The sequence below is a fragment of the Anabaenopsis sp. NIES-4685 genome (assembly GCF_059725405.1).
The window spans coordinates 276,914-300,673 of record NZ_AP043602.1 but is presented as its reverse complement, the minus strand read 5'-3'; the positions used below and the strand labels follow the sequence as shown (position 1 = coordinate 300,673).

Annotated in this window: 13 protein-coding genes and 3 pseudogenes; 2 read left to right on the top strand and 14 right to left on the bottom strand. The window is 43.3% G+C overall.

The window, feature by feature from the left end:
* Positions 1 to 293: 293 nt before the first annotated feature.
* The 5 genes and pseudogenes from AC6IZ0_RS01375 to tal all read right to left on the bottom strand — a co-directional run bounded on the left by AC6IZ0_RS01375 (position 294) and on the right by tal (position 8,961).
* Positions 294 to 3,035: a cation-translocating P-type ATPase gene (locus tag AC6IZ0_RS01375; protein WP_497724793.1), complete on the bottom strand. Its 2,742-nt coding sequence runs from the start codon at positions 3,033 to 3,035 to the stop codon at positions 294 to 296.
* 78 nt (positions 3,036 to 3,113) lie between these two features.
* Positions 3,114 to 4,601: a cobyrinic acid a,c-diamide synthase CobB gene (locus AC6IZ0_RS01370; protein ID WP_497724791.1), complete on the bottom strand. Its 1,488-nt coding sequence runs from the start codon at positions 4,599 to 4,601 to the stop codon at positions 3,114 to 3,116.
* A 155-nt stretch (positions 4,602 to 4,756) separates the two neighbouring features.
* A complete protein-coding gene (gene opcA, locus AC6IZ0_RS01365) occupies positions 4,757 to 6,118 on the bottom strand; it encodes a glucose-6-phosphate dehydrogenase assembly protein OpcA (protein ID WP_497724789.1) in 1,362 nt (453 codons plus the stop codon).
* 32 nt (positions 6,119 to 6,150) lie between these two features.
* Positions 6,151 to 7,679 (bottom strand): annotated as a pseudogene (gene zwf, locus AC6IZ0_RS01360) (glucose-6-phosphate dehydrogenase).
* Positions 7,680 to 7,783: 104 nt separating this feature from the next.
* Positions 7,784 to 8,961: pseudogene (gene tal, locus AC6IZ0_RS01355) on the bottom strand (transaldolase).
* Here tal and AC6IZ0_RS01350 point away from each other — a divergent pair.
* Positions 8,920 to 9,108 (top strand): hypothetical protein, encoded by a 189-nt coding sequence (locus AC6IZ0_RS01350; protein ID WP_497726122.1) that lies wholly within the window; start codon positions 8,920 to 8,922, stop codon positions 9,106 to 9,108. The pseudogene tal and the gene AC6IZ0_RS01350 sit on opposite strands and share 42 nt — an antisense overlap.
* A 219-nt stretch (positions 9,109 to 9,327) precedes the next feature.
* Here the strand turns inward: AC6IZ0_RS01350 and fbp are convergent, their stop codons facing one another.
* From fbp to AC6IZ0_RS01310, 8 genes and pseudogenes are all read right to left on the bottom strand, one after another.
* Entirely contained in the window at positions 9,328 to 10,377 is a 1,050-nt protein-coding gene (gene fbp / locus AC6IZ0_RS01345) for a class 1 fructose-bisphosphatase (RefSeq protein WP_271732384.1), read from the bottom strand.
* Between the two features lie 405 nt (positions 10,378 to 10,782).
* Positions 10,783 to 11,067 carry an RNA-binding regulator gene (gene rbp / locus AC6IZ0_RS01340; RefSeq protein ID WP_497724788.1) on the bottom strand — a complete coding sequence of 95 codons (285 nt, stop codon included), beginning with the start codon at positions 11,065 to 11,067 and terminating at the stop codon, positions 10,783 to 10,785.
* A 327-nt stretch (positions 11,068 to 11,394) separates the two neighbouring features.
* A complete protein-coding gene (locus tag AC6IZ0_RS01335; protein ID WP_271732382.1) occupies positions 11,395 to 11,616 on the bottom strand; it encodes a ssl0294 family protein in 222 nt (73 codons plus the stop codon).
* Between the two features lie 102 nt (positions 11,617 to 11,718).
* Positions 11,719 to 14,017 (bottom strand): annotated as a pseudogene (nrdJ, locus tag AC6IZ0_RS01330) (ribonucleoside-triphosphate reductase, adenosylcobalamin-dependent).
* 196 nt (positions 14,018 to 14,213) lie between these two features.
* A complete protein-coding gene (locus AC6IZ0_RS01325; protein WP_497724787.1) occupies positions 14,214 to 16,553 on the bottom strand; it encodes a DUF3769 domain-containing protein in 2,340 nt (779 codons plus the stop codon).
* A gap of 367 nt (positions 16,554 to 16,920) precedes the next feature.
* Positions 16,921 to 17,037, bottom strand: a complete 117-nt coding sequence (locus tag AC6IZ0_RS01320; protein ID WP_200987887.1) for a photosystem II reaction center protein I — start codon at positions 17,035 to 17,037, stop codon at positions 16,921 to 16,923.
* Positions 17,038 to 17,619: 582 nt separating this feature from the next.
* Positions 17,620 to 18,309, bottom strand: a complete 690-nt coding sequence (locus AC6IZ0_RS01315) for an acyltransferase (RefSeq protein ID WP_497724786.1) — start codon at positions 18,307 to 18,309, stop codon at positions 17,620 to 17,622.
* A 558-nt stretch (positions 18,310 to 18,867) separates the two neighbouring features.
* Entirely contained in the window at positions 18,868 to 18,996 is a 129-nt protein-coding gene (locus AC6IZ0_RS01310) for a hypothetical protein (protein WP_271732378.1), read from the bottom strand.
* A 1,222-nt stretch (positions 18,997 to 20,218) separates the two neighbouring features.
* On the opposite strand from AC6IZ0_RS01310, the gene glgP reads away from it, so the two are divergent.
* Positions 20,219 to 22,783, top strand: coding sequence for an alpha-glucan family phosphorylase (glgP, locus tag AC6IZ0_RS01305; protein ID WP_271732416.1), 2,565 nt, complete (start codon positions 20,219 to 20,221; stop codon positions 22,781 to 22,783).
* 25 nt (positions 22,784 to 22,808) lie between these two features.
* On the opposite strand, the gene AC6IZ0_RS01300 is transcribed toward glgP, so the two are convergent.
* A complete protein-coding gene (locus tag AC6IZ0_RS01300; protein ID WP_497724785.1) occupies positions 22,809 to 23,555 on the bottom strand; it encodes a DUF429 domain-containing protein in 747 nt (248 codons plus the stop codon).
* Positions 23,556 to 23,760 lie beyond the last annotated feature (205 nt).

Below are 23,760 nucleotides of genomic sequence, written 5' to 3'. Positions count from 1 at the left end.
ACTCAGGTAAGCGAGAGTGCACAACTTTCACCCTCTTAGGTCTATTTTACCTGAATCTCGGTGAGGTAGTGGTGTGGTGATGGTGGTAACCGATGCAGTGATTCAGATGCTCTTACCCTGGATACTAATGTAATTGGTGAAAGATTTATTTCTCTAGTTTTATTGATAGCGATCTGCTTGCAGCAGCGCTTCGCTATCGCTTACTCCTGTGCCGCAATTGGTGGGTCAACTTAAACGTAAAAGAACATAGTAGAACAGAACGGACACATATAGCGTGGCGTTAGCCATTGGCCTTAATTAGTGGGGTCTATGCGATTAACAAACCAAGCCAGGGGAATCATAGGTATAGCCGGAAGTAAGCAAATTAACCACTGTTGTAAATTCAGGGGTGCGGTTTTAAATAAAAGATTCATAACATCCCATTGACTAAATATGATTTGTAATAATACTGTGCCGAGTATACCCACAGACATGGCGCGACCATCGTTGATACTGACTGCTTGACCTTGGATTTTTCGCGCCGCTACATTCGCTAACTGACTAATACTCAATAAATAAACAATTCGTCCCGCGACTAGAGCTTGAATTGCCATGGTTCGAGCTATGTTAATATCCCCTATGGTTTGACGCACCCATTCAAACATCCCAAAGATGAGAATCCAGTTAAAGATAGAAACTGCTGCTATGCGCTGGAACAGTGTACGAGAAAGTAACTGCTCCTTGGGGTTGCGGGGTGGACGTTTCATTACCCGGTCTGATTTGGGTTCAAATGCTAAAGGTACGGTCATGGCTACGGAGTTAACCATGTTTAACCACAGCACTTGGAGGGAGAGAATGGGTAGGTCTCTGGCGAAGAGGGCGCTAATGAGAATAGTCATGGATTCGCCCCCATTCACCGGTAAGATAAAGGCGATCGCCTTTTGTAAATTCTGATATACTGTGCGTCCTTCCTCCACCGCAGCCTCAATAGAGGCAAAATTGTCATCGGTAAGCAGCATATCAGAGGCTTCCCGGGCTACATCTGTACCTGCGCCCCCCATGGCGATACCAATATCTGCTTGTCTGAGAGCGGGAGCGTCGTTGACTCCATCGCCGGTCATGGCCACAATTTCCCCTTGGGATTGCAACGCTTCCACTAACCGGAGTTTTTGCTCTGGAGCTACCCTAGCAAAGACCACACCATGCTCCACAGCATGGGCGAGTTGGCTGTTGTCCATTTGGGCGATTTGCTTACCGTCAAAGGCTTGTACCTGACCGTCTTTTTCTAAACCAATTTGTTGGGCTATGGCTTTGGCTGTGGTAATATGGTCGCCTGTAATCATCTTAACTTGAATCCCTGCGGTTTTACAGGCACGCACTGCGGCGATCGCCTCTGGACGGGGTGGGTCAATCATCCCCTGTAAACCTAAAAAAATCAAACCAGAAGCAATATCTTCATGGTCTACAGAGTTCTGCCCATGGCTGACGATTTTTTTACCAAAAGCTAAAACCCGCATTCCCTGTTTAGCTAAAATCGTTACCACGCGCTGCTCTATTAACTCAAGATCCGCCATTGGTTCGAGTTCTCCCTCAGCATTGAGCATTTGCTCACAACGACTGGTAATAGCTTCAACGGAACCCTTGACGTAAATAATTCTCGACTCCGAGTCTCGGTTATCATGGAGAGTAGCCATGTATTGAAACTCAGACTCAAAGGGAATACCATCAATGCGCGGAGTTAACTTTGTCATTTCTGACTGACTCCACCCCGCCTTATTTGCCACTCTAATTATAGCGCCTTCAGTAGGATCACCTACCACAGACCAATTACCATTACTATTTTTTGCTAAATGAGAGTCTGTGCAAAGTAACCCAGCCATTAAACAATCTGCAAGGGCGGGGAAGTATCCGGTTTGTAAATCCACTGGTTGCTGCTCAAACAGAATCTCCCCTTGAGGATTATAACCCGTACCTGTGACTTGGAAATGCTGCCCGCCGGCGTAAATCCCCTGAACCGTCATTTGATTTTCTGTGAGAGTACCAGTTTTATCGGAACAAATAACAGTAGCCCCCCCTAGAGTTTCCACCGCTGGTAGTTTGCGGATGATGGCGTGACGTTTTGCCATGCGGTTAACTCCAATAGCCATGGTCACCGTCACCACTGCGGGTAAACCTTCGGGAATTGCACTCACCGCCAAGGCCACCGATGCCTCAAACATAGCAGCCCAGGTTTGTCCTTGTCCTAAGCCCACAGCGAAGGTCATAGCTGCTAGTCCAAGGATTATATAGAGGAGTTGATGACTAAATTTGTCAAATTTACGGGTGAGGGGGGTGCTGAGACTGGTGGTTTGTTCTAGGGACTGGGAAATACGCCCCATTTCCGTAGCGTTGGCAATGGCCACAACAATACCGCTACCTTGACCAAAGGTGACAAAGCTACCTGCATAAGCCATATTCACCCTTTCTGCTAGGGGAGTATCGGGTCTGAGGTCAGCAGTAGACTTTTCTACCGGTACTGACTCCCCCGTTAAAGCGGACTCATCTACCTGTAAATTACGAACGTTGAATAACCGTAAATCTGCTGGGACTTTATCCCCAGAAGTAAGTAAGACAATATCACCGGGAACTAATTCTTGGGAGGGGATTCGGGATTTTTGTCCGTTACGAATCACCGTCGCTTCGGTGGTAACAGCTTGGGCTAAGGCGGCGATCGCACCTTCGGCTTTTGACTCTTGGACAAAGCCAATGATAGCGTTAATTAGAGTCACACCCCAAATTACCCCGGCGTTTGTCCACTGAAGTAAAAGAGCCTTAATTAACCCGGCAATAAGTAAAATGTAGAGAAGGGTCTGATTGAACTGCAAGACAAATCTCAACCAAGCGGGCTTTCCCGGTTTACCCTTAAGTTCATTCTTACCAAACTCAGATTGTCGTTTGTCAACTTCCGTAGAAGATAATCCCCTTTCTGGGTCGCTATTGAGAACTTGAATAACTTCTGTTGTCCATTGGCTGTGATAGTTTTGGGGTGCTGATATACTAGTTCCAGTCTTCGGCATAAAAATGTTGTCAAATTCTAGAGTGGTTAAAATCTCTAAATAAATTTGGATATATAAATACGTCGTCCTCTGTCTGTACTACTTTTTCTTTTCTGATATCTCTAGACAGCGTTGCAGAAACCTGCGGGGGATTTCCCGATTTTGTCCCCAGTGTACATGAATATAAGATGCGTGCAGATTTCTCAGATGTAGCCCACACAAGCTGTGAGTCTTACCATCAGTTCCCAGATGTTGACTGTTGTGTTCTACTTCCAAGCCATCACCATCGTAGGGATAAATTTTAAATAAACTTTGCTCAGGTTTAGGGTTTAACTCAGAACGATGGAATTCATGACCGTAAATGCTTGTACCTGCTGATACTAATAGGTTATCTTGTGAAGCTACCGCTCGACGATACCCTAAAGTTAAATTTTTGCCCATAATAGCAGATGTGGGTAAGACCCCCGCCATCTGCCAAGGTTTACCCTCAAAGTCGATAATTTCTTTACATAAATACATTAATCCCCCACACTCGGCTATGGTGGGTACTCCTGCTAAAATTGCTGTTTTAACCGCATTGCGCACAGACATATTAGCTGCTAAACCCTCAGCGAAAACCTCCGGGAAACCCCCGCCAAAATACATTCCTTGTATATCAGGAGGTAGTTGGGTATCTGTTAAAGGACTCCAGAAAACGACTTCGGCACCTAGATTTTGCAGTAAATCGAGATTATCTTGATAGTAGAAATTAAAAGCGCGATCGCGCGCTACTGCAATTTTGAGAGGATAACCGTAGGAATGTGGGAATAATTCTCCTCCCCCTTCTCCCTTAAAGTCTAGAGACGTTCCGTCGGAAGGTCTGTACCCGTCTGTGTCCCCCTTGGGATTCTCCAACAATGGTAATAAATATTGCCAGTCAAAACAGGTATCGCCTAAATCAGCCAGAACATTAACAACAGCTTCCAATTTCGGAAGTTCTGCTGTAGGCACTAAACCTAAATGACGATCGGGTATAGTGATATTATCCTGACGACGCAGTACGCCCACTATAGGTAATTGTAATACTGCTAGAGAGTCTTTAAGTAGAGATAAATGGCGATCACTCCCGACGCGATTTAAGACCACCCCAGCAATTTTTATTCTCGGATCAAAAGAACAATAACCGTGAGCGATCGCAGCCACAGAGCCGGATAAACGGCTACAATCAATTACTAACAGTATAGGTAAATCTAGCAGTCTGGTAATATGTGCCGTACTAGCAAAATCTGTACTCAAGGAAGGTTTTTCCCCCCCTCTTACCCCCTTGACTCCATCAAATAGACCCATCACCCCTTCCACCAGGGAATATTGACACTCCTGACTGTGATCAACAAAACACCTTTTAAGGTAAGCCTCAGAAGTTAGTACCGGGTCTAAGTTGCGACAAGGACGACCAGTAACATAAGCGTGAAACATAGGGTCAATGTAATCTGGACCCACCTTAAAAGACTGTATAGATACACCACGACGGCGTAAAGATGCCAAAAGAGCCAGGGTAACCGTTGTCTTACCCACTCCACTCCGTTCTCCTGCGACAACTAAAGCCATAGACTGGCAATCATCAAAAATATTAACTGCACCATAGTAATTATGACATAAGAAAAAGGATAGCCATAGCAATCGGGTGGTGCTACGCTACCCTGTAGAGACGTTCCGTCGGAACTTCTCTACTAAAGAAACTTGCATCTGCTAGAGAATACTTTTCAACTGTTTAAAAGCAGAATCTCGGCTACAACAGCCAAACTTTCCTCAAAAAGTAACTCCCGACCCCAACGCTGCACCTGCTGACTTAACAAAGACTCTGCTTTTTGTTCAGAAAGGGAGCCGACCTGTTGAAACATACCAGCAGACTGAGCCCCCCCGTGGGTTTCCATGCGCATACAACCGCCAGTTTCTGTACAAATAACGGTACCACAGTCCGCTTGGGGATTTGTGGAGCTTAGACGTAGAGCAATTAAATCACCCACAACATCACCTACATCAGCAACTGGAACCCCGGCTAATTCCGCTTCTATTTGTCGCTGATCTTGAGCAACAAAACGAACTTGAGTAATTTCATAATCACCAGTTTCTGTTTTATAACAAACTGGCGACCATTGCAAGCGACTAGCCAACCAACCTAAAAATAATAATGCTTGAGCAGGATTACCCTTTTCATAGTCTATAGTCACCCGGTCAATTTCTTTAAGAGCCGCGCGACGATGGGGTGAGTCGTAAGCTTGAGCCGTCAATTCTTGCCATGCTGACAGGCGTCGCCAATTTAAATCAGCCAAAGGAACACCAGTTTCTACCAACTTTTGCAAGCTAAGTAAATCACCTTCTGGCTTGTTAAAATTGCAAGAATCCACAATCACATTATTGCAAACTGTTGCCAGTCGCTTAAAGAGATTGTTATTAGGGTCTGGTGTAGCTTTCCACCAGAGAAACTTGGGTAAGCCACCAATTAATAATGCTGGGATCATACCTCCCACGCGTTCTAAAGCCGCAGCCGTTCCACTCAAAGTAATATATTCACAACAGATAAGAGTGCTAGAAGACTGCTTTTGAATCGGACAGTAGGCAGAAATTGAAGCTCTAACCCCTTCATCTTCCCCAGCAATAGGGAACAGAGCAATAATGCGGCAGGGATTACGTAGAGCAATTTCATCAGCGATAGAGGGGCTTGTCGGGCTGAAATTATAAGCAACACTTTCAGATGTTGCCGTATTTCCCTGACGTTTAGCGAATTCTTCCCGTAGTATAGCCACGGTTTCCGGTGTCGCTGTGCTGGTTTCGGGAAGTCCATACTTCACTTGAACTGCCCTGAGGGCTGCTCCCATTTGTGGACCGAGAATGCCATCTAAAGGACCTTTATAAAATCCTAGAACTGATAACAAATATTGAGTTTCTTCCGGTTCGTAAACTAGCAAAGTAAATGTTGTGGCTCTGGTAGCAGCAGGAAGAGTACCGTCTTCACCTGTGATGCCGTAACTTTGCCAAATTTGATTAAGCTCCGTTTCTATTTCGCTGATGGAAATATCTTTAGGAGCCTGAAGAGAGAAAATTGTTGGAGCTTGGGAAATCATAGTACTTTAGTCAGTATTCGTTGGTTATTTTTTTACAGTCTGCGCCAGCGACGACCATCTTGGTTAATTAATAATTCCGCCTCTGTAGGTTCCCATGTACCAGCTTCGTACCGGGGAATAGTAGCTGGGTCTGCTGGTGCATCCCAAACTGAAAGAGCAGGAGTTACTACTTGCCAAGCTGCTTCTACTTCGTCGGAACGAGTAAATAATGTTTGGTCGCCCATCATGCAATCAAGAAACAGTCTGTCGTAAGCGTCAGAAGTAGCTTCAATACCAAAAGAACCATAACTAAAGTCCATATCCACCGAACGGGTGCGGAATTCAGCCCCTGGCATCTTAACATCAAAACGCAAGGAAATTCCTTCGTTTGGCTGAATACGCATAGTTAAAATGTTGGCATTTCTTTGTTGGGAGGCTGATTGAAACATACGAGAGGGAACATCGCGGAAGTGAATAGAAATCTCACTTACTTTTTTTGGCATCCGCTTCCCTGTACGTAAGTAAAAAGGTACACCTTGCCAACGCCAGTTATCAACCTGAAATTTCATAGCTACATAGGTGGGTGTGGTGGAATTGGGGTCTACTCCCGGTTCTTCGTGATATCCTGGCACTGGTTGACCTTTCATCCACCCAGTACTATATTGACCACGTACTGCTGACCGTGACAAATTGGGGATATCAGCTAAACGCGTCGCTTGCAGTACTTTTACTTTCTCTGTGCGGATGCTGTCGGCATCCATAGAGTTAGGTGCTTCCATGGCCGTGAGACAGTAAAGTTGCATCAGGTGATTCTGCAACATATCCCTGAGAGCGCCCGCTTTTTCATAGTAGCCGGCTCGGTCTTCTACTCCTACGGTTTCTGCGACGGTAATTTGTACGTGGTCAACAAATTGACGGTTCCATAACGGTTCAAATATGGCATTAGCGAACCGGAACACCAGCAGGTTTTGAACTGTTTCTTTACCTAAGTAGTGGTCAATGCGGTAAACTTGATTTTCTTGGCAATATTTTTGCACTATTTGGTTCAGACTCTGGGCTGATGCTAGGTCGCGACCAAAGGGTTTTTCTATCACCAGACGATGTTTGTAGGGGTCGTCTAGCATTCCGGCGCTTCCTAGTTGCCTAATGGCTTCGGGGAAGAAGTTAGGAGCTACGGAGAGGTAGAACATTCGGTTTCCTCTTGTGCCCCGTTTCTGGTCTAATTCCTTTAAAAGGGTGTTGAGCTTTTGGTAGCTTTCAGGATTGTCTATGTCGCCTGGACAGTAGAACAGACCTTGGGAGAAGTCTTGCCATAGTTCACCTAAAGGTACTTTAGCATGAGCTTCTTCCATGCCTTTTTGCATTTGCTCACGGAAGTACTCGTGGCTCCACTCTCGACGGGCAACGCCGACAATGGTGGTTTCTGGAGGTATGCGTCCTTCTCGGCGCAATTTGTAAAGGGAGGGACTAATTTACGCCAGGTAAGGTCACCAGATGCGCCAAAGATGATAATAATTTGAGGCTCGGGCATCCCTTGTTGTTGCAGGCCAACGCGCAAGGGATTTTCTAGCAAACTAACCATAGAAGTTTTCAGTGGGTGTTAAGTGGTGTGTTGATGAGACGCTGGATATCTGACTACGCCACGCTTGGCTATTGCATCTACAAATAAACTTGTGCCTTGAAGGTCTATACTGGTGACAATAACTTGACTTTGTTTTCTAAAGAGTTCATCAAGGACTCATAAGGTTTGACGAACTTATCAATACCCTCAACTAGGAGTTCCTCGATGACTACATTCAGATCAATGTTAATGTCTGGGTCTTTTAGGCTTTGCATGAGTTGATAGGCTTCTGCAACGCCGCTTTCTCAGCGCAATGCTACATCGCAATGGTCTGCGCAAGCTGCAATTGTCTCGGGTGGTAAGGTGTTAACGGTCTGCGGACCAATCAATTGGTTAACATACATGAAATCACTCTATTTTGGCTCTTTGGTGCTGGTACTGGCCCAAAGTAATCGCTGTACATTCGCTTCTTTGTCCGCCAAGGCTTGCCATCTCTGGCTTTGAATAATTTTTTTGTATTCCTGGTAGGCAATTTTGGCGTTAGCGATCGCGACTTTGCCTTTGACTGCTTGCAGTTTGGCTTTTTGGGTGATATCAGTAATGCCACTTTTTATTTTGGCATGAATTTTAGTATCAATGCGACTGAGAAGGAAGCTAGCTAGGGAAGCAATTTTACTCAGGTCTATGGCTAACGCCACGCTATCGCTATCACCTTTTCCCGCCCGTTTTTCTAAGCCCCGCATATAAGCCTTTGCTGTTTTGATGTAACTGTCTACGGCAAACACTAGGCTGATGTTGATGTTGATACCTTCGGATATGGCCTGTTCTACTGCTGCTAAACCGGCCGGTGTCCCAGGTATTTTTACCATGACATTTCCCCCCCAATTTCTTGACAGTAGCGACGAGCTTCTGCTATTGAGGCTTGGGGATCATGGGCAATGGTGGGTGTTACTTCTATGCTCACATAACCGTCGAGTTTATTGGATGCTTCATATACTGGGTGCAGCAGATCATATGCGTTGCAAATATCTGCAAAAATTAGGGATTCGTAAATTTTTCTTGGGGGTAATCCCTTCCGAATGCCAGCTTCAATGTCCGCATCATACATGGTATTGTTGGCTATAGCGTAGCTTGGCCCAGCCATCGCTTTTTCAAATATGGCTGGATTGGAAGTAATCCCACAGATACCCTGATTTTCTACCAAGTCTTGCAGTTCACCTGATTTCATAATTTTACGGTTCAAATTATCCATCCAGAGACTTTGACCAAGTTTTTTAATTTCGAGCAAATGATTGGTGGACATACCCATGATTTTACTTCTGTTGATGATACTTCTGGTGTGTGTTGCTATAGCTACGCCACGCTACGCCACGCTACGCTATTGCCATCACCAGAGAAGCAACGCACAATACATCAATTTTTGATGTTTTCTTTTGAATTGTGGGGTTAATCATCACTCATGACATCGACACGCTGAGGTAATTTTTAGTTCATCACCAGGGATCTGAACCGTCCCCAATTCCAGATTTTCTCGAATAACATAGCCATGTTAACTGTTAATTCTTGGTAGAGATTTATTGTATCTATTAGCTCCTCGGTGTAAATCAACTACTCATTGCCAATTAATCAAAAGAATTTTTAGTCTCAGCACTAGGAATTAGGAGCGGTACTAGTGTCCGTTTTGAATAAAAGACTCCACCTTGGCCACATCTTCCTGACTACCAATAATTAAAGGTGTGCGTTGGTGTAGCTTTTTCGGCACTACTTCCAAAATATCTACTAATCCTGTGGTGGCGCGACCGCCTGCTTGTGAAATCAACATAGCTAAGGGAGCAGATTCATAAAGTAAGCGTAATTTCCCTTCTGGTTTCTGAATTGTCCCTGGATAGAGAAATACGCCACCTTGAACTAAAATGCGATGGATGTCACTCACCATAGCGCCACTATAACGAGCGGTATAGCCTTCAGTGCGATGAACGTAGCGGATATACTCTCGCATTGATTCTTCCCACTGCCAAAAATTACCTTCGTTAACGCTATAAACAGAACCATGATTAGGGATGCGGATGTTTTCTTCCGAGAGGATAAATTCCCCTAAGCTGGGGTCAAGGGTAAATGAATGAACACCATTGCCCATAGTATAAACCAGCATTGTGCTCGGCCCATACAGTATATATCCGGCGGCGATTTGTTCCCGTCCGTTGCTCAGGAGATCCGATGCTTGACGATCAATATCATCGCCTTTTTGCTGACGAATAGAAAAAATTGAACCCAAACTGAGATTGGTGTCGGTATTAGATGAGCCATCAATTGGGTCATATAACAAGGTATAGCGACCTATAGGGCAGTTTTCTGGGATGTAGTAAGGTTCTTCCATTTCTTCGGAAGCGAGGCGACAGACTAAGCCACTTTGCTTAAACACGGAGATAAATACATCGTTGGCGTAGACATCCATCTTTTTGACAGATTCCCCTTGGATGTTGACGTCTCCAGAAAATCCCAGAACTCCTTCCATTAAACCTGCGCGGCTCAGACGACGAGCAACTAGTTTACCCGCCAGGGCTATACGATTCATCAGCGCGCTCAAATCCTGTGCATCTGGGGAAAAAGTCTTAAATTGTTGGAGTACGTGACGCGATAATGTTGTACAATCACGATCTAAGCTCTTATCCGTAGCATCATTCATAAAAAAATCTAGAGATTCTGGAGCTTGAGTCATTTTTGTTACTCCCTAGCATTGTGCTTGTGAGTTGGATTTATTAATGACAACTTTTGGTTGCTGCCTCTATCTTAGAAAGGTATTTTGATAACTCAAATATGATTTTAGATAAACTAAAGAATTGAAATTTTGGCTTTTGCGTCTGAAAGTTCTCTGAACTCCTGGAAATAGCCTGTTACTGCTTATATACCTTTATGAGCAACTTTTTTTGAGATCAGGAGTTTTACTAGCTTATCTAGTTCATTTTTTCTATTGTTTGCCTTACCGCTAAATTAATTTGAGTAGGTTTTGACTGCAACTAAAGTTGCTGGCAATTTATCCCACTCCTTGAAGGAGTGGGCTTTCTGCTCTAGGACTGGTCAAATTGAGCAATTAATTTCCCGTCGGTATAAAAATATGCTATTATTAATAATCTGCTTTTTTACCCCAACTCGCGCCGCGATTGTCTTCCCTGGGCTTGGCTTTATTGACTCTCAGTTGACGGCCCATCCATTCTGCGCCATCTAACTCGGTAATAGCTGCATCTTCTTGAGCATCTTCCTTCATTTCAACAAATGCAAAGCCTCGCATCCGACCTGTTTCGCGGTCAGTAGGTAAGACCACTCTTGTGACTTGACCATACTCGGCAAATACAGTTCTTAAGTCTTCTTCAGTAGCGCGGTAAGAGAGGTTTCCAACGTAAATAGTCATGTGGATCACGTAATTTGTAACAAAAAGCGATCAGTTCAGCTGGGGAAAGAGATATGAACAAACTGCAAATTTTGCATAGTCTGTTCTGACTCACCCATGGCGGATGTTGTAGGACAGCGATCATCATGCTTGCTTTCGCTTCAACTCAAGATGCCAAGGGACTGAACTTAGCCATACGCTCACATGATAACTGATTGTGACATTTTTCAAAGTATGAGATTTAACAAACTGTATTAAACTGATCATGCAGGGCAGGCAAATGCCTACCCATAATACTTTTGTTCAACCTCAATTCTGGTTTAGTCCATTCTGGGATAGCTCTAAATCTCAATCAATAGAAATTTGCTGAGGGCCGCGAGCTTTGCCATTGTGGGCTTCACTAGTTGGACTGGTGGTGTGACAAGTAGAATTGATGTGTTTATCCAGCCAGCTTTTGACCGGATCGTCCTTGAGATTGAGTCGCAGCACACCAGAAAAAAATCCCCCCATAAATGAAACTGGGTGCTTGGTTAATTGTTGAAATATTGGTGACAATTCATCAATGAACATATTTGAGAGTCTGCTGTAGTTTTAAATGATCCTAACCTGAAAAACTAGAGACGCAATTGAACGCGTCTCTACAAGGCAATATCTCCCTACTGGATTTTGGTCTTAAGATGCAGGAGATTCAATAGGAAACATACACTTATCAGAATCACATCCACTAGGCCCAACCTCTGTTAATTGACCCGAATCATAGCGACTCAAAACGGTACAGAAATTATCTGTTCTGCGGCGTGCTTTAACTTGTTGAGTTAAACTCTCATAGGTTGACTTGTCTATGGGCTCAAATGGTAAGCGTGGGAATGATTGCAAGTCATCGAACCGGGCTAACAGCGCGGCGGAAATATAGCCTTCATGATTTTGGATGGCTTGATAAATTCGCTGTCCTAACGGTTCAACTTCTTCAGAACGTAGTTCTATTGTTGCTGATGTGTTGTGAGTTACATACCAACGCTGAACTTGGAGGGCAAAGTCAAATTGAGCTAAGGCGGAAAACTGAGAAACATCAATTTCATCTGCTCCTGGTAAGTCAGCCCAAGATACGGATACAGGAATTTCTACTAGCCATTCAGTTACACGGGGGTCAAATGGGTCATTTAGTAAGTTTCCCTGTTCGTCCTTGTCTGATTGGGATGGAATGACGCTGTACCCGTAGTCAATGCAGGCTAGTGCTACTGGGTCATTTTTCCTGAAGGTGATCCGTCGGATAAATCTCTGTGATTTGGGAGGATGCACCCGGGCTAGCACCTGTTAATAAAGATTTAGTTCCACTGGGTTGGACGGTGGTACAGCGATTGGGCCGTTTAATGTTGTGGCGATCGCAGTAGTCCCAAACAACTCGGTGTACTGTATCTTTCCAGTAGCTAAGATATTTTGCCTCTTGCTCTTTCCAAGCCAAACCTTGGGGTGTTTCTGGTCTACCTTCGGACCACCAGCGCAACCAGTCTACACCAAAAGCATGAACAAAGAAATCGAATAATCCGGTAAAGGAGACCCCAACAATCGGGTCTAATTCCCGGCTCTTTTGGTAGCGTGGCTCTAAAAATTGATGGTTTAACAGTGCTGCTACAGATAAAGCCCCGGCAGTAAAGGCTTTTTCTTGTTCTTTGTAGTCTTCTGGGTCAATTTGGTTTAAGTGAATTTCTGATAAGTTACAGTGAAAGTTAGAGCCTATGATTTCACCACAGGGGTTTAAGCCATAGCGGTTTAAACGATGTTCTAATTCTTGAGAATCAATCTTTGGGTGACGTTGTTGTATCCATTCTTTGGCTTTTCCTTGATCATAAGCTTGCAGAAAATCTTTTTTTAATTGTGGTGTATTGAGCAAATCACAATTAGCTCTGGCTACGGATTCCCCAGCCCACTGAATAGCACCTTCGCCACTATAGTATTGTTTACGAACAGATTCTATACACTCTTCTAATGTGGGTTGGCGGTGAAAAACTCTGGTATGATTAGCCATGCGTAAAGGGTCACGTTCTGGGTCTATGCGCCAGTTACCCTCTTGATCTTGTTGCCAAAGATTATCTTTAGCTGTTGCTGCTAAATTGTCATCAGACTTAAACTGACGCATTCCAGCACTGCGCCGAATATTTCCGGCAACAATTGCAACAGCAGCCTGGTCAATCAGCAAACAGCATTCCACGGAGTTTAATTGTCTTCCTATAGCCTTGTTGAGTATAGATGCACACTTTTCATATAGGTCTGGTAATTTGACGGGATTAGCTACTCCACCAAAGCCCTTGAGGGGTTCGCCGGTTTTACGTACATTACTGAGGTCAACTATTACCTGTAGTTCTGTGGATAACCTTTCATTTGTGGAGAGTTCCAATAGGGATTTGTAGGATTCTACCCAGCCTTCGCGGCTATCTCCCACATAGATGGTAACGGTATTGCCTTCTATGGAGGTTTTAGTATGTTGATAACGTAATCCTGAAGGTATGCTACCAATTTCCCCTTGTACCGTTACATTTAAGTGATTACGGATCACAGGGAGTTGATTGATGTGTTGGGGTTCTATAACCGCACCAGTACCACAGCCCATCATGGCTAAATCCATCATTAATGCAAATGCACTCCAGTCTTGCAGGTTTGTGGATGTGCAATTATAAGCGCCGGAAAAGTTTTTGGATTTGGTGATCCACTCCGTACCACCCACCCATAACCAGCGTCCACTGGGTAAGGCTTTGAGGTGGCGTTGCATATTTTCTAGGGTAGCAATCTCGTCTGGGTTGAGCTTCCCTAATTCGATGATCCCCTCAAGGGTGCGATCGCATACCTCGTCCCATGTTTCCCTCAGCCCTGCCTTTGTCAGACGGCTGTAGGTTCTAAAAAATACAGGATTAGCAGCTGGCGCTGTTTCTGGGAACTCTGCACTCTGACGTATTCTTTCTAGTTCTCGAACCATAATCAAGTCTTGTAGCTTGCTAACAGATTATGACTATACGCTAACTAGATTTTGGATGAAAGATTGCCAAATTTTCCACTTTGCGCTACTCACCCTGGTGTACTAATAATAACTTACATTCAGAATGTATAATTTAATTCGCTTTGATTGCTATTGGTTTGATACTGAGTTATGGTCAAAAACTAATTATCGTTAATTATCTGGATTTTCTGGAAGAAAATCCAGATAATGGATCTGTACCGCCAACCCAGTTAAAATCACTAATGCGGATGCTGAAACCGCCTAATTCCACTATTGGGTTATAACGCAAAGTGATGCCATAGGTACGGCGGCTATATTCTAAAATATAGTCTGTGCTAGTTTCTCTACCAGTTTCCAAGTTAATTGCTGTTTGTAAGCCTAAAAGAAATGGCCCATAAATTTGCACCTGAGCGCCAAGACTTAGGACTTTATTATCAACTGAGCGGTCAAACAAAAAGGGTGACAGCCCGCTATTTGATCCCTGAGAATAAGTCACGTTGAAAGCGGTATAGTCTAAATAGGGGCGAGAGAAATTACCAAACTGCCCGACCAAACCGACTGCGGCGGTGAGGGTGCTTTGATTTTGGTTATTAGTATAATAAGTATGTGTACCTATGACACTGGCAATTGTCTGTACGTAAGGGACTACGGGGTTTGGTGTATATCGTAATCCCTCTGTAGAAGTAGGTGGTAATGGTTTACCTTGCCATAGTAAAAACCCCCGACTGAGGCTTGCACTAGCTTGTAATCGACCAAGGGTAATACGATTATTGTGACCCTGGGCTGCTAGCAAATCTAGGCGGTCGGTGTTGGCATTGATATATTGTACGCCAGCCTGATAGTTGAGGTTAACACCAGTGTTACCTAAAGGAATCACAGGAGAGGTAATCAGACCACCAAGACTGCTCTGGACAGTTTGAAAGCCAAGAGAGCCATTATACAGGCGATCGCGGTAGCTATATTCTAGATTTAATACGTGAGGATTAACATTGCCTAATATTTGGCGCATGCGCAAACCAAGCTGCAAATTTTCCTCTAAATTGTTTAAATTGGTTAACTCACCCCCACCTTCTAGTGTTAACCCTGGGTTGAAAACAGCATTTAAACTGGTCTTGACACCAAACAAGGCAGCTAAATCATCTGTACCCCCTTGCAAGGCTTTTTGCACAAACAACTGAGGGATGATTCTCCAACGTACCTGCTGGGTATCAACAGGTGTGAAACCCCGTTCCACAAATAAACCACCCCGCTTATCGCCATCAAAACCTGGAGACACTAGAAATGGTGAGGCGTCGCGTTCAAAACTGTCAATAGTTTGTTTATCTACGGGAATTGGTAAAGAGACTTTTTGGTCAAAAACTAAACGCTGTCCCCGTGTAGTAATAGTTTCTTTAACAGGAGACTCCCTGATAGAGGTAACTTGAGATGCACGTAACTCTAATTCTGGGGGTGAAAAGGGGTCGTTAGTAATTCGCACATCAAAAGCTTGCCAACCTCGGGGATCAAACGAAATCCGTTGAGCTTCAAACCGGAGTCTCCTGACTTCACCTCCGGTTATAGGTAAAGGGAGATTCCCGGCTTGGATACCACCTAATGTGAAGTCAATACCCCCGGGGCTAGTGATTTGAGTCAGGGGCTGATTTCTTCTGACCCTATCACTTACAGGAGCCTCAATTCCAACCGGTGTAAAATTACCGGATGAAAAAGCGAAATCTTGTTGGGCTGAGGGTATGAAAATCTCGCCGCTGCCATTTTCTATTTCCCCATTGTCTTGGATAAAATTATAGGTAAAGCGTTCTCCCCGCAGGACTTGATCTCCTCGTGTTAATGCCACATTACCAGAACCCACAGCGACCAAGTTATCTAAATTTACTTGCAGGCGGTCAGCATCCACCACAGCCCCATCAAATCGGACTACTACATTACCTTCGGCAGTGACAATTCGCCGTATTTGATCATACTCCTGCCTATCTGAGATAACTTGTATAGTTCTTTGTCTGGCTGAAGGTGTAGGTGAAGCAAATTCTATAGTAGAGGGTGTCGAGCTTTCCTTACCAGGGTAACGAGACTTTAACTGTAGGGTATTTTGTACGGGTTGAGAACTTGGTGTATAATTTGGGGTATCAACTGAAATATTTATGCCTTCGGGAAATTGTTGAACAGAAATATTAGTTTCCTGCTGTTGTGGAGTTACTTTTCCCGTTGCGACTGGCACTTTGGGTTTATTCTTGGGCGCTTCCAACTGCTGTCGGTGATTAGGAAATGTCTGGGGTTGACTCAAACAAGCAGCAATCTGAGAATCCGTGAAGGTTTGTGAGGTATTGGATGTACCATCTCCCACATTGAAAAGTGGAATTTCCTCTGGTGGCGGCGACGCTTGTTTGTGTGCTTGGGGATTTTTTTGATTGGGTATAAATGAGAAAAACTGAGTATCACTAGCACGAGAAATAGAATCTGCTGATGATACCACTTGGAGAATGGCAGGCGGTGGAGGTAGGGGAACTGGATGAAGCATATCTAGGCACATCAAGCTAACAATTGAACTCTCCCGGCTTTGAAAAACCAGGATTCTCCCCTTTCGGGCTTTGACTGACTCAATCAGTTTTCATCCCGGATCTTGGACACAGGGGTTCTCAGGCTCCCACTCAGTTTTCTGATGGCCAATTAATAGCCGGAAGGATCAATTATACGTTGATCTTCCGACCTTTGCTTTCTGCCTAAATATATTAGGAAGCTGCTCAGAGAGGGCGCTGGTGTTTTACGTCTTCGGGCTGTTTTGAGAGCCACTACTATGTTAACGCTGATTATTAAGCCAGCTGCTCCCCCTCCTTGAAGAACAGGAGTTTTGCACTTCCCCTCAAAGTTAATAATTGGTGGCTATTCTACTCTAAATCCTGGCGTCCGGGGTTACGAGCTGGATCGTTTGACAAAAATCCAAAGACGAATATAGCCACAAAAAAGGCAACAACAATATAAACAGCGATTTTTAAAGTCACCATACAAATATCTCCAAAGGTTGTGAGAAAAAAGTGTATCTCCTGTGTATCTGCTATACAGAAAAGATAACTACTTTATATTACCGAAATGTCGCCCCTTTTTAAGATCAGTTTCAGTAGTGAATCTTCCTTAGAGGATGTTTGATAAGTTTTCCACAGGTAATTTTGATCTTAGGGAACAGGGAACACACCGAACAGGGAACACACCGAACAGGGAATAGGGAAGGGGGAATGGGGAACACACCGAACACACAAAAAACAATAAAATCCAGTCCCCTCCCCTGACAAGGGGAGGGTTAGGGTGGGGTCAAATAATATTCGATACACTAATCATGACTTGACAAACATCCTCTTAGATGTTTTTCAACAGTGACGAGTCTTGTTTATCCCATAGTGCATACATTTTACAATTTATTTTACAAACTAATCACAGGATTTATAATGACTGCGATAGCCATAGCGTGGCGTTAGTCATATAAAATCGCTAGTGTCCTACATCCCCAGGTTTAGAAAACCCTGGTTCTGGTTGCGTCTTGGGTAATAATCGCCTTCACCAAAGTGGGGGGAGCGTTAACTTAGTCCTTGCTACGATGTCACCAAATCTTTGCTAACTCGACTTTTGATTACTCTTGCAGGTATACCTACGGACACAGAGTAGGGGGGAATATCTTTAGTGACAACTGATCCTGCGCCAATAACACTACCTTTACCAATGGTAACGCCATCTACTACTGTTACTCCGTGCCCTAGCCAACAATCATCTTGAATCTCGATTCCCTGACGGGTTATTCCTTGGTATTTTATGGGTTGTGTTACAGAAGCAAATTTGTGGTTATTGGCATATATTCCCGAATGAGACGCTATCATGCAATGCTTACCAATTTTGATATTTCCCGGACCAGCAATACAGACATTGGGACCTATAAACGTTTCATCACCAATGGATATGCAAGTGTTATCCAAACATCCAATATCAATGTAACGCTCAAGAGCTACTCCATTTCCTAAAGAAATTTTATTATTTGGGTGTCCTTGGACATCCAAGCGTACACCTTTAAAAATATATACACCATTGCCCATCTCAATGGCAGAAGTCCCCAGAAATTCCACGCCGTGTTGGATATAAATTAGTTTCCCCATCTGGGAAAAAATCTGGGGATATACGAGATTTCGCAGTTTGGGACCAAAAGCAATTGTGGGAATATCTCCTAACAGGGTCGTGAGCAATAGTTCTTGTAGTCGTTGCAATTTTGAGGTATGTTGCTTGTTAATCATGGTTAAATATCTCTCATTCAAGTTTTGGGCAATTATTGCAGAACTCTTGAGAAGGTAAGCTTTGTTTTGGTAGTGGCACTGACACTGAAGATTATTAAAATGATGAAGTTTGTTTTTAGCTGTAGAAAATCATTCCCCAATTATTAGTTAGTCTCATGGATAAATAGGAAACTAATTCCTAATTTTGACTAACTTGAAATATAGAGACACTAATTAGCATGGGTAATATTTACTCCAGGTTAATTCATTCACATGAATTGCAGGTTTGGTCTGTGTAGTTGCAGCAAAATTTATCCTATCTACATAGACTGACGAACATGGCTAAGAGTTTTAGACCAATAGCCTCTGACCGCAGGTTACACAGATAAATCCGTAGTTTATCTACATGCAGCCTGCTTTATATATACTACTGTTCAGTATTTTTTTTACATTCAAATCCCTTCCCGTTAAAATTACTCTGCTGAATGATCCCAAATTTTGCAGATAATTTTTAACAGGATTCACATATAATTATTCCGGGATTTTTATGAGTGCTTTTCGTTATACACAAGAATAAATTTAGGGTGGAGTTTCACCAACTTGAGCCATCACATTAAAGTTCACCATTGGTGCAAACAAATAAGCGCTTCCACGATTGCGATGACGAATTTCTTGGAACGAATTTTTGGAGTATGCGGCGCTAATCATGTTGCACATCGGTGAGTTACAGGGGAACCAAGTCACAATTTGAATTACATCAATATTTTTTGGTGATAACTGCTTTTAAGATTAACATATTTTTCTTAGATGGGAACATTTTGAATAAATAAGTTTGTTCCAAGTTGGTTAATGTTAGCTAATTGACAATTAACAATAATATTATTCATAGGGTAATAATTACCGATATTGAGATCATACTTAGATACATTTATATATCAAACAGCGATGGCCAGATATGAAAAAAATCATACCTGTGAGAGGATGTTTGTCAAGTCATGATTAGTGTATCAACTATTGTTTGACCCCACACTAACCCTCCCCTTGTAAGGGTAGGGGACTGGATTTTATTGTTTTTTGTGTGTTTCCCATTTCCCATTTCCCATTTCCCATTCCCTGTTCCCTGTTGGGTGTGTTCGGTGTGTTCCCTGTTCCCTAAGATAAAAATTACCTGTTGAAAACTTATCAAACATCCTCTGAGAAATTACAACTAACGTTATTTATTTGAGGCTATACATAAGTGATGTAGTACAAAAAAATACGCAATCCCTGAAAAAAAAGGAAGAGTTAGGAGAAAGAAGTTATATTTCAGAGGAAACATGAATGATTTACTGATAAAAACTCCCTGAAAGGACGTATAACCCTAAATATTCCTTAATATAGCTATGATTGATACTTATTTAATTTTTATTAATCCAGCCATGTCCTCAGATACACTCAATGCTTACTTAGTATTGTAAACTACAATATTTCCTGCAATAACTAAAAAAAAGATGAACTTGTTGTCTCAAATACCTGATACAGGGTAATTTTAGCTTATAGAGCGGCTCTGTCTATAGGGCAATCGCCATAGTCATCTAACTAGCTTGGTAAGCAATAAAGAAGAAGATACAGATGTTTATTGAGTCTTTTGGACACATCAAATAGAGTCTTCTTAGCTAAACTTGTGAGATTTCAGAAAAATTTATTTATATTTGTTTAACTTTTAGCCGACAGATAAGAGTCAAATTTTAATATACTAAGTACATACTTGTGAGTAATCCATAGACTTAAAAATGTCTTTAGTGTAAACTTTATCAGCGATGGAAAGAATCACTATCAATGCTGAACAAAGTTATTTACACACACAGTCAAAAGAATTGGCAACATTGAGTATAAACAGCAATAAATACATAAACAATACCGAAAATTAAACTTGGAGCTTTACCAAACTATGCAGCCGATTCGCACATTTAATGTTTCCCCTTCCTTACCCTCGCGGCTCGAACCCCTGAGACGACTAGCATATAACTTGCATTGGGATTGGAATGTTGAAAGTAAAGATTTATTTCGTCGATTAGACCCTGATCTATGGGAATCTAGCCATCATAACCCCGTATTAATGCTGGGTACCATCAATCAAGGGCGGCTCTTGGAAGTTGTGGAAGATGAAGGCTTCCTAGCACAAATGGATCGGGCGGCTCGTCAGTTAGAAGATTATTTACAAGAGCGTACTTGGTATCAGAAACAGCGCAGCTCAAAGCCAAAAGAATGCTATGCCTATTTTTCGGCTGAATTCGGTCTGGTAGATTGTTTACCGGTTTATTCTGGCGGGTTGGGTGTTCTAGCGGGGGATCACCTCAAATCTGCCAGTGACTTGGGTTTACCTCTTGTGGGTGTGGGGTTGTTGTATCAGCAAGGATACTTTGCTCAATACCTGAATGCGGATGGTTGGCAACAAGAGCGCTACCCCATCAACGATTTCTATAATATGCCCTTGCACCTAGAGCGTAATCCAGATGGTTCAGAACTAAGGATTGCGGTGGATTATCCAGGGCGCAAGGTCTACGCGAGAGTGTGGCGTGTACAGGTGGGAATGGTACCACTGTATATGCTAGACACGAATATTGAACCCAATAACCCTTACGACCACGACATCACAGACCAGCTATATGGTGGTGATATTGATATGCGGATTCACCAGGAAATTATGCTGGGGATCGGTGGTGTACAGATGTTGAAAGCACTGGGTTACAATGTCACGGCCTACCACATGAATGAAGGCCATGCAGCATTCTCTGCTTTAGAACGGATCCGGATCTTAATTCAGGAAGAAGGATTAAGTTATGCCGAGTCCCGACAAGTGGTAGCTTCGAGTAATATCTTTACTACCCACACACCAGTACCAGCTGGGATAGATTTGTTTGCTCCTGATAAGATTTTGTATTACCTGGGGTATTATGCAGAAATCTTTGGTTTGCCTAAAGAGCAATTTTTAGGACTGGGGCGGGAAAATACGGGTGATTTATCGGCACCTTTCAGTATGGCGGTGTTGGCCTTGAAGATGGCGACATTTTCCAACGGTGTGGCACAGCTGCATGGCGTGGTGTCACGGCAGATGTTTAAGGGTTTGTGGCAAAAAGTCCCTGTGGAAGAAGTACCAATTGCGGCAATTACTAACGGTGTTCATGCCCGTAGTTGTGTAGCAAAGTCTACTCAAGAGTTGTATGATCGCTACTTGGGTCCTAACTGGTCATCAGCACCACCAGATAGCCCATTGTGGGAACGGATGGATGCGATCCCCGATGAGGAATTGTGGCGCAATCACGAACGCTGTCGCTTAGACATGGTTTTATATGTCCGAGAACACTTGGTGAAGCATTTGCGCGATCGCGGCGCGGCGGCTGCAGAAATTAACCAAGCTCAGGAAGTTCTCGATCCCAACGTTTTAACCATTGGCTTTGCTCGACGTTTTGCTACCTACAAACGTGCGACCCTGTGGATGCGCGATTTAGACAGAATCAAGCAGATTTTGCAGGGGAACAAACATCGCAAGCTACAATTTGTGATCGCTGGTAAGGCTCACCCCAAAGATATACCCGGAAAAGAACTAATCCGCGACATTAATCACTTTATCCGTGAACAACACTTGGAAAAACAAGTAGTGTTTGTTCCTAATTACGACATTTATATTGCTCGGTTGATGGTAGCTGGTTGTGACGTGTGGTTAAACACGCCACGCCGTCCACGGGAAGCCTCCGGTACTAGCGGTATGAAAGCCGCCATGAATGGATTGCTGAATTTAAGTGTTCTCGATGGCTGGTGGGATGAAGCTGATTATGTCCGCACTGGTTGGTCAATTGGACATGGCGAGAATTATGATGATCCTAATTATCAAGATGAGGTAGAAGCTAATGCCCTCTACGAATTACTAGAGAAGGAAGTGATACCTCTGTTCTACGAGTATCACGATGTGGATGGCTTACCCCGTGCATGGATTGCTAAAATGAAAGATGCAATTCGCTTGAATTGTCCTTTCTTTAATACAGCCAGGATGGTGGGAGAATATGCTCAACGGGCTTATTTTCCAGCTAGCGATCGCTATCATATTCTCACTGTCGATAATTACGCCCCTGCTAAAGAATTAGCTAGTTGGAAATCAAAACTCCGAGACCACTGGTTCAACATCAGAATTAAAGATATTGATGTATCTGAAGATACGGATATTGAGGTAAATCAAACCGTTGCTGTGAAAGCTAAGGTTGACTTGGCCACCTTGACTAATGATGATGTGCGCGTGGAGTTATACCAAGGTAGCATTGATGCTAATGGTGAAATTGTGAATGCAGTGCCTGTAGTCATGGATTACCAAGGACAGGATGCAACAGGGTTGAGTGTTTACACAGCTAACATTACTTATACTGTCTCTGGTTTGCAAGGCTTGTCTTTGCGTGTGTTACCGCACCACCAACATCTATCTAGTCCTTATGAGCCGAGATTGATTGCTTGGGCGGAATAAGCTCAAGGATGAGGGAGTAGGGGTTTCAATATTCCCCGCTCCCCACATTTGTGGGGATGACAATATAACCGGTTGTGCGATCGCCCAACACTAAGTTATGTTTTTCACCCCAATACCACCAGTACGCTGCTACATAAGCACAAATTACACTATCTAGTTTGTCTTCAGCTGCTTTAAGTGCTGCACCTGTGGTGGGGATTTGGGAAAATGAACCACCCAAGGGTACAGGGATCAGAGAAGGTTCTCTGGTGGGTAAAATATCAATAATGTAATTGTAAAGTTTAATTAATTCTAAGCGGCGCTCACTGATGCGTCCTTTTTTATATTTCAGGATGCGTTCTAGGTTAAATAAGTTAACTATTGCGGGATGGGGAAAAACTTCTATTTGATATCTACCGGGTCTTCGGGGTTCAATTGTGGGTGCATGGACAAATCCACGAGACTCTAATTCTAAACCAAAATTTACAGTACGTTCTGCAAAGGGTAAATTTTGATTAGCTGGGTAACATCCGGCGTGATATTTGCCAAAGTATTTATGTGTGAGTTGATCGGGGAGACGACTCCCTACAGCATTGGGGATCAATGTGGGCGCGTCTACGGCCATCATCCCCGGTTGATTTGCGGGTACATGGTTATCTATCCAGGCGAAAATGTCTGTAATACATTCGCGCCGATCTAAATCGATGATGTGCAGTTTTTCTGCTATTAATTCTAAACAGCATAAGCCGCTTGGTTGGGATTTCCAGCCTAAATCAATGCCGATAAATTTCATTGACGTAAAGTTATATGCCTGGTTATTATGGCATTTTTTCTACATTTTCTCAGCAATCAGCTTGATGTGACACATCGTCCGTAGACTGATAGTCACTAGAGATTAACAATCGGTAAATGGATGAGTCACATAGATACATAACAAAAGCAGCAATGAGCAATTAGCGAGTTATCCCAGAAAGTGTCAAAATTGAAGGAGTTTTGTA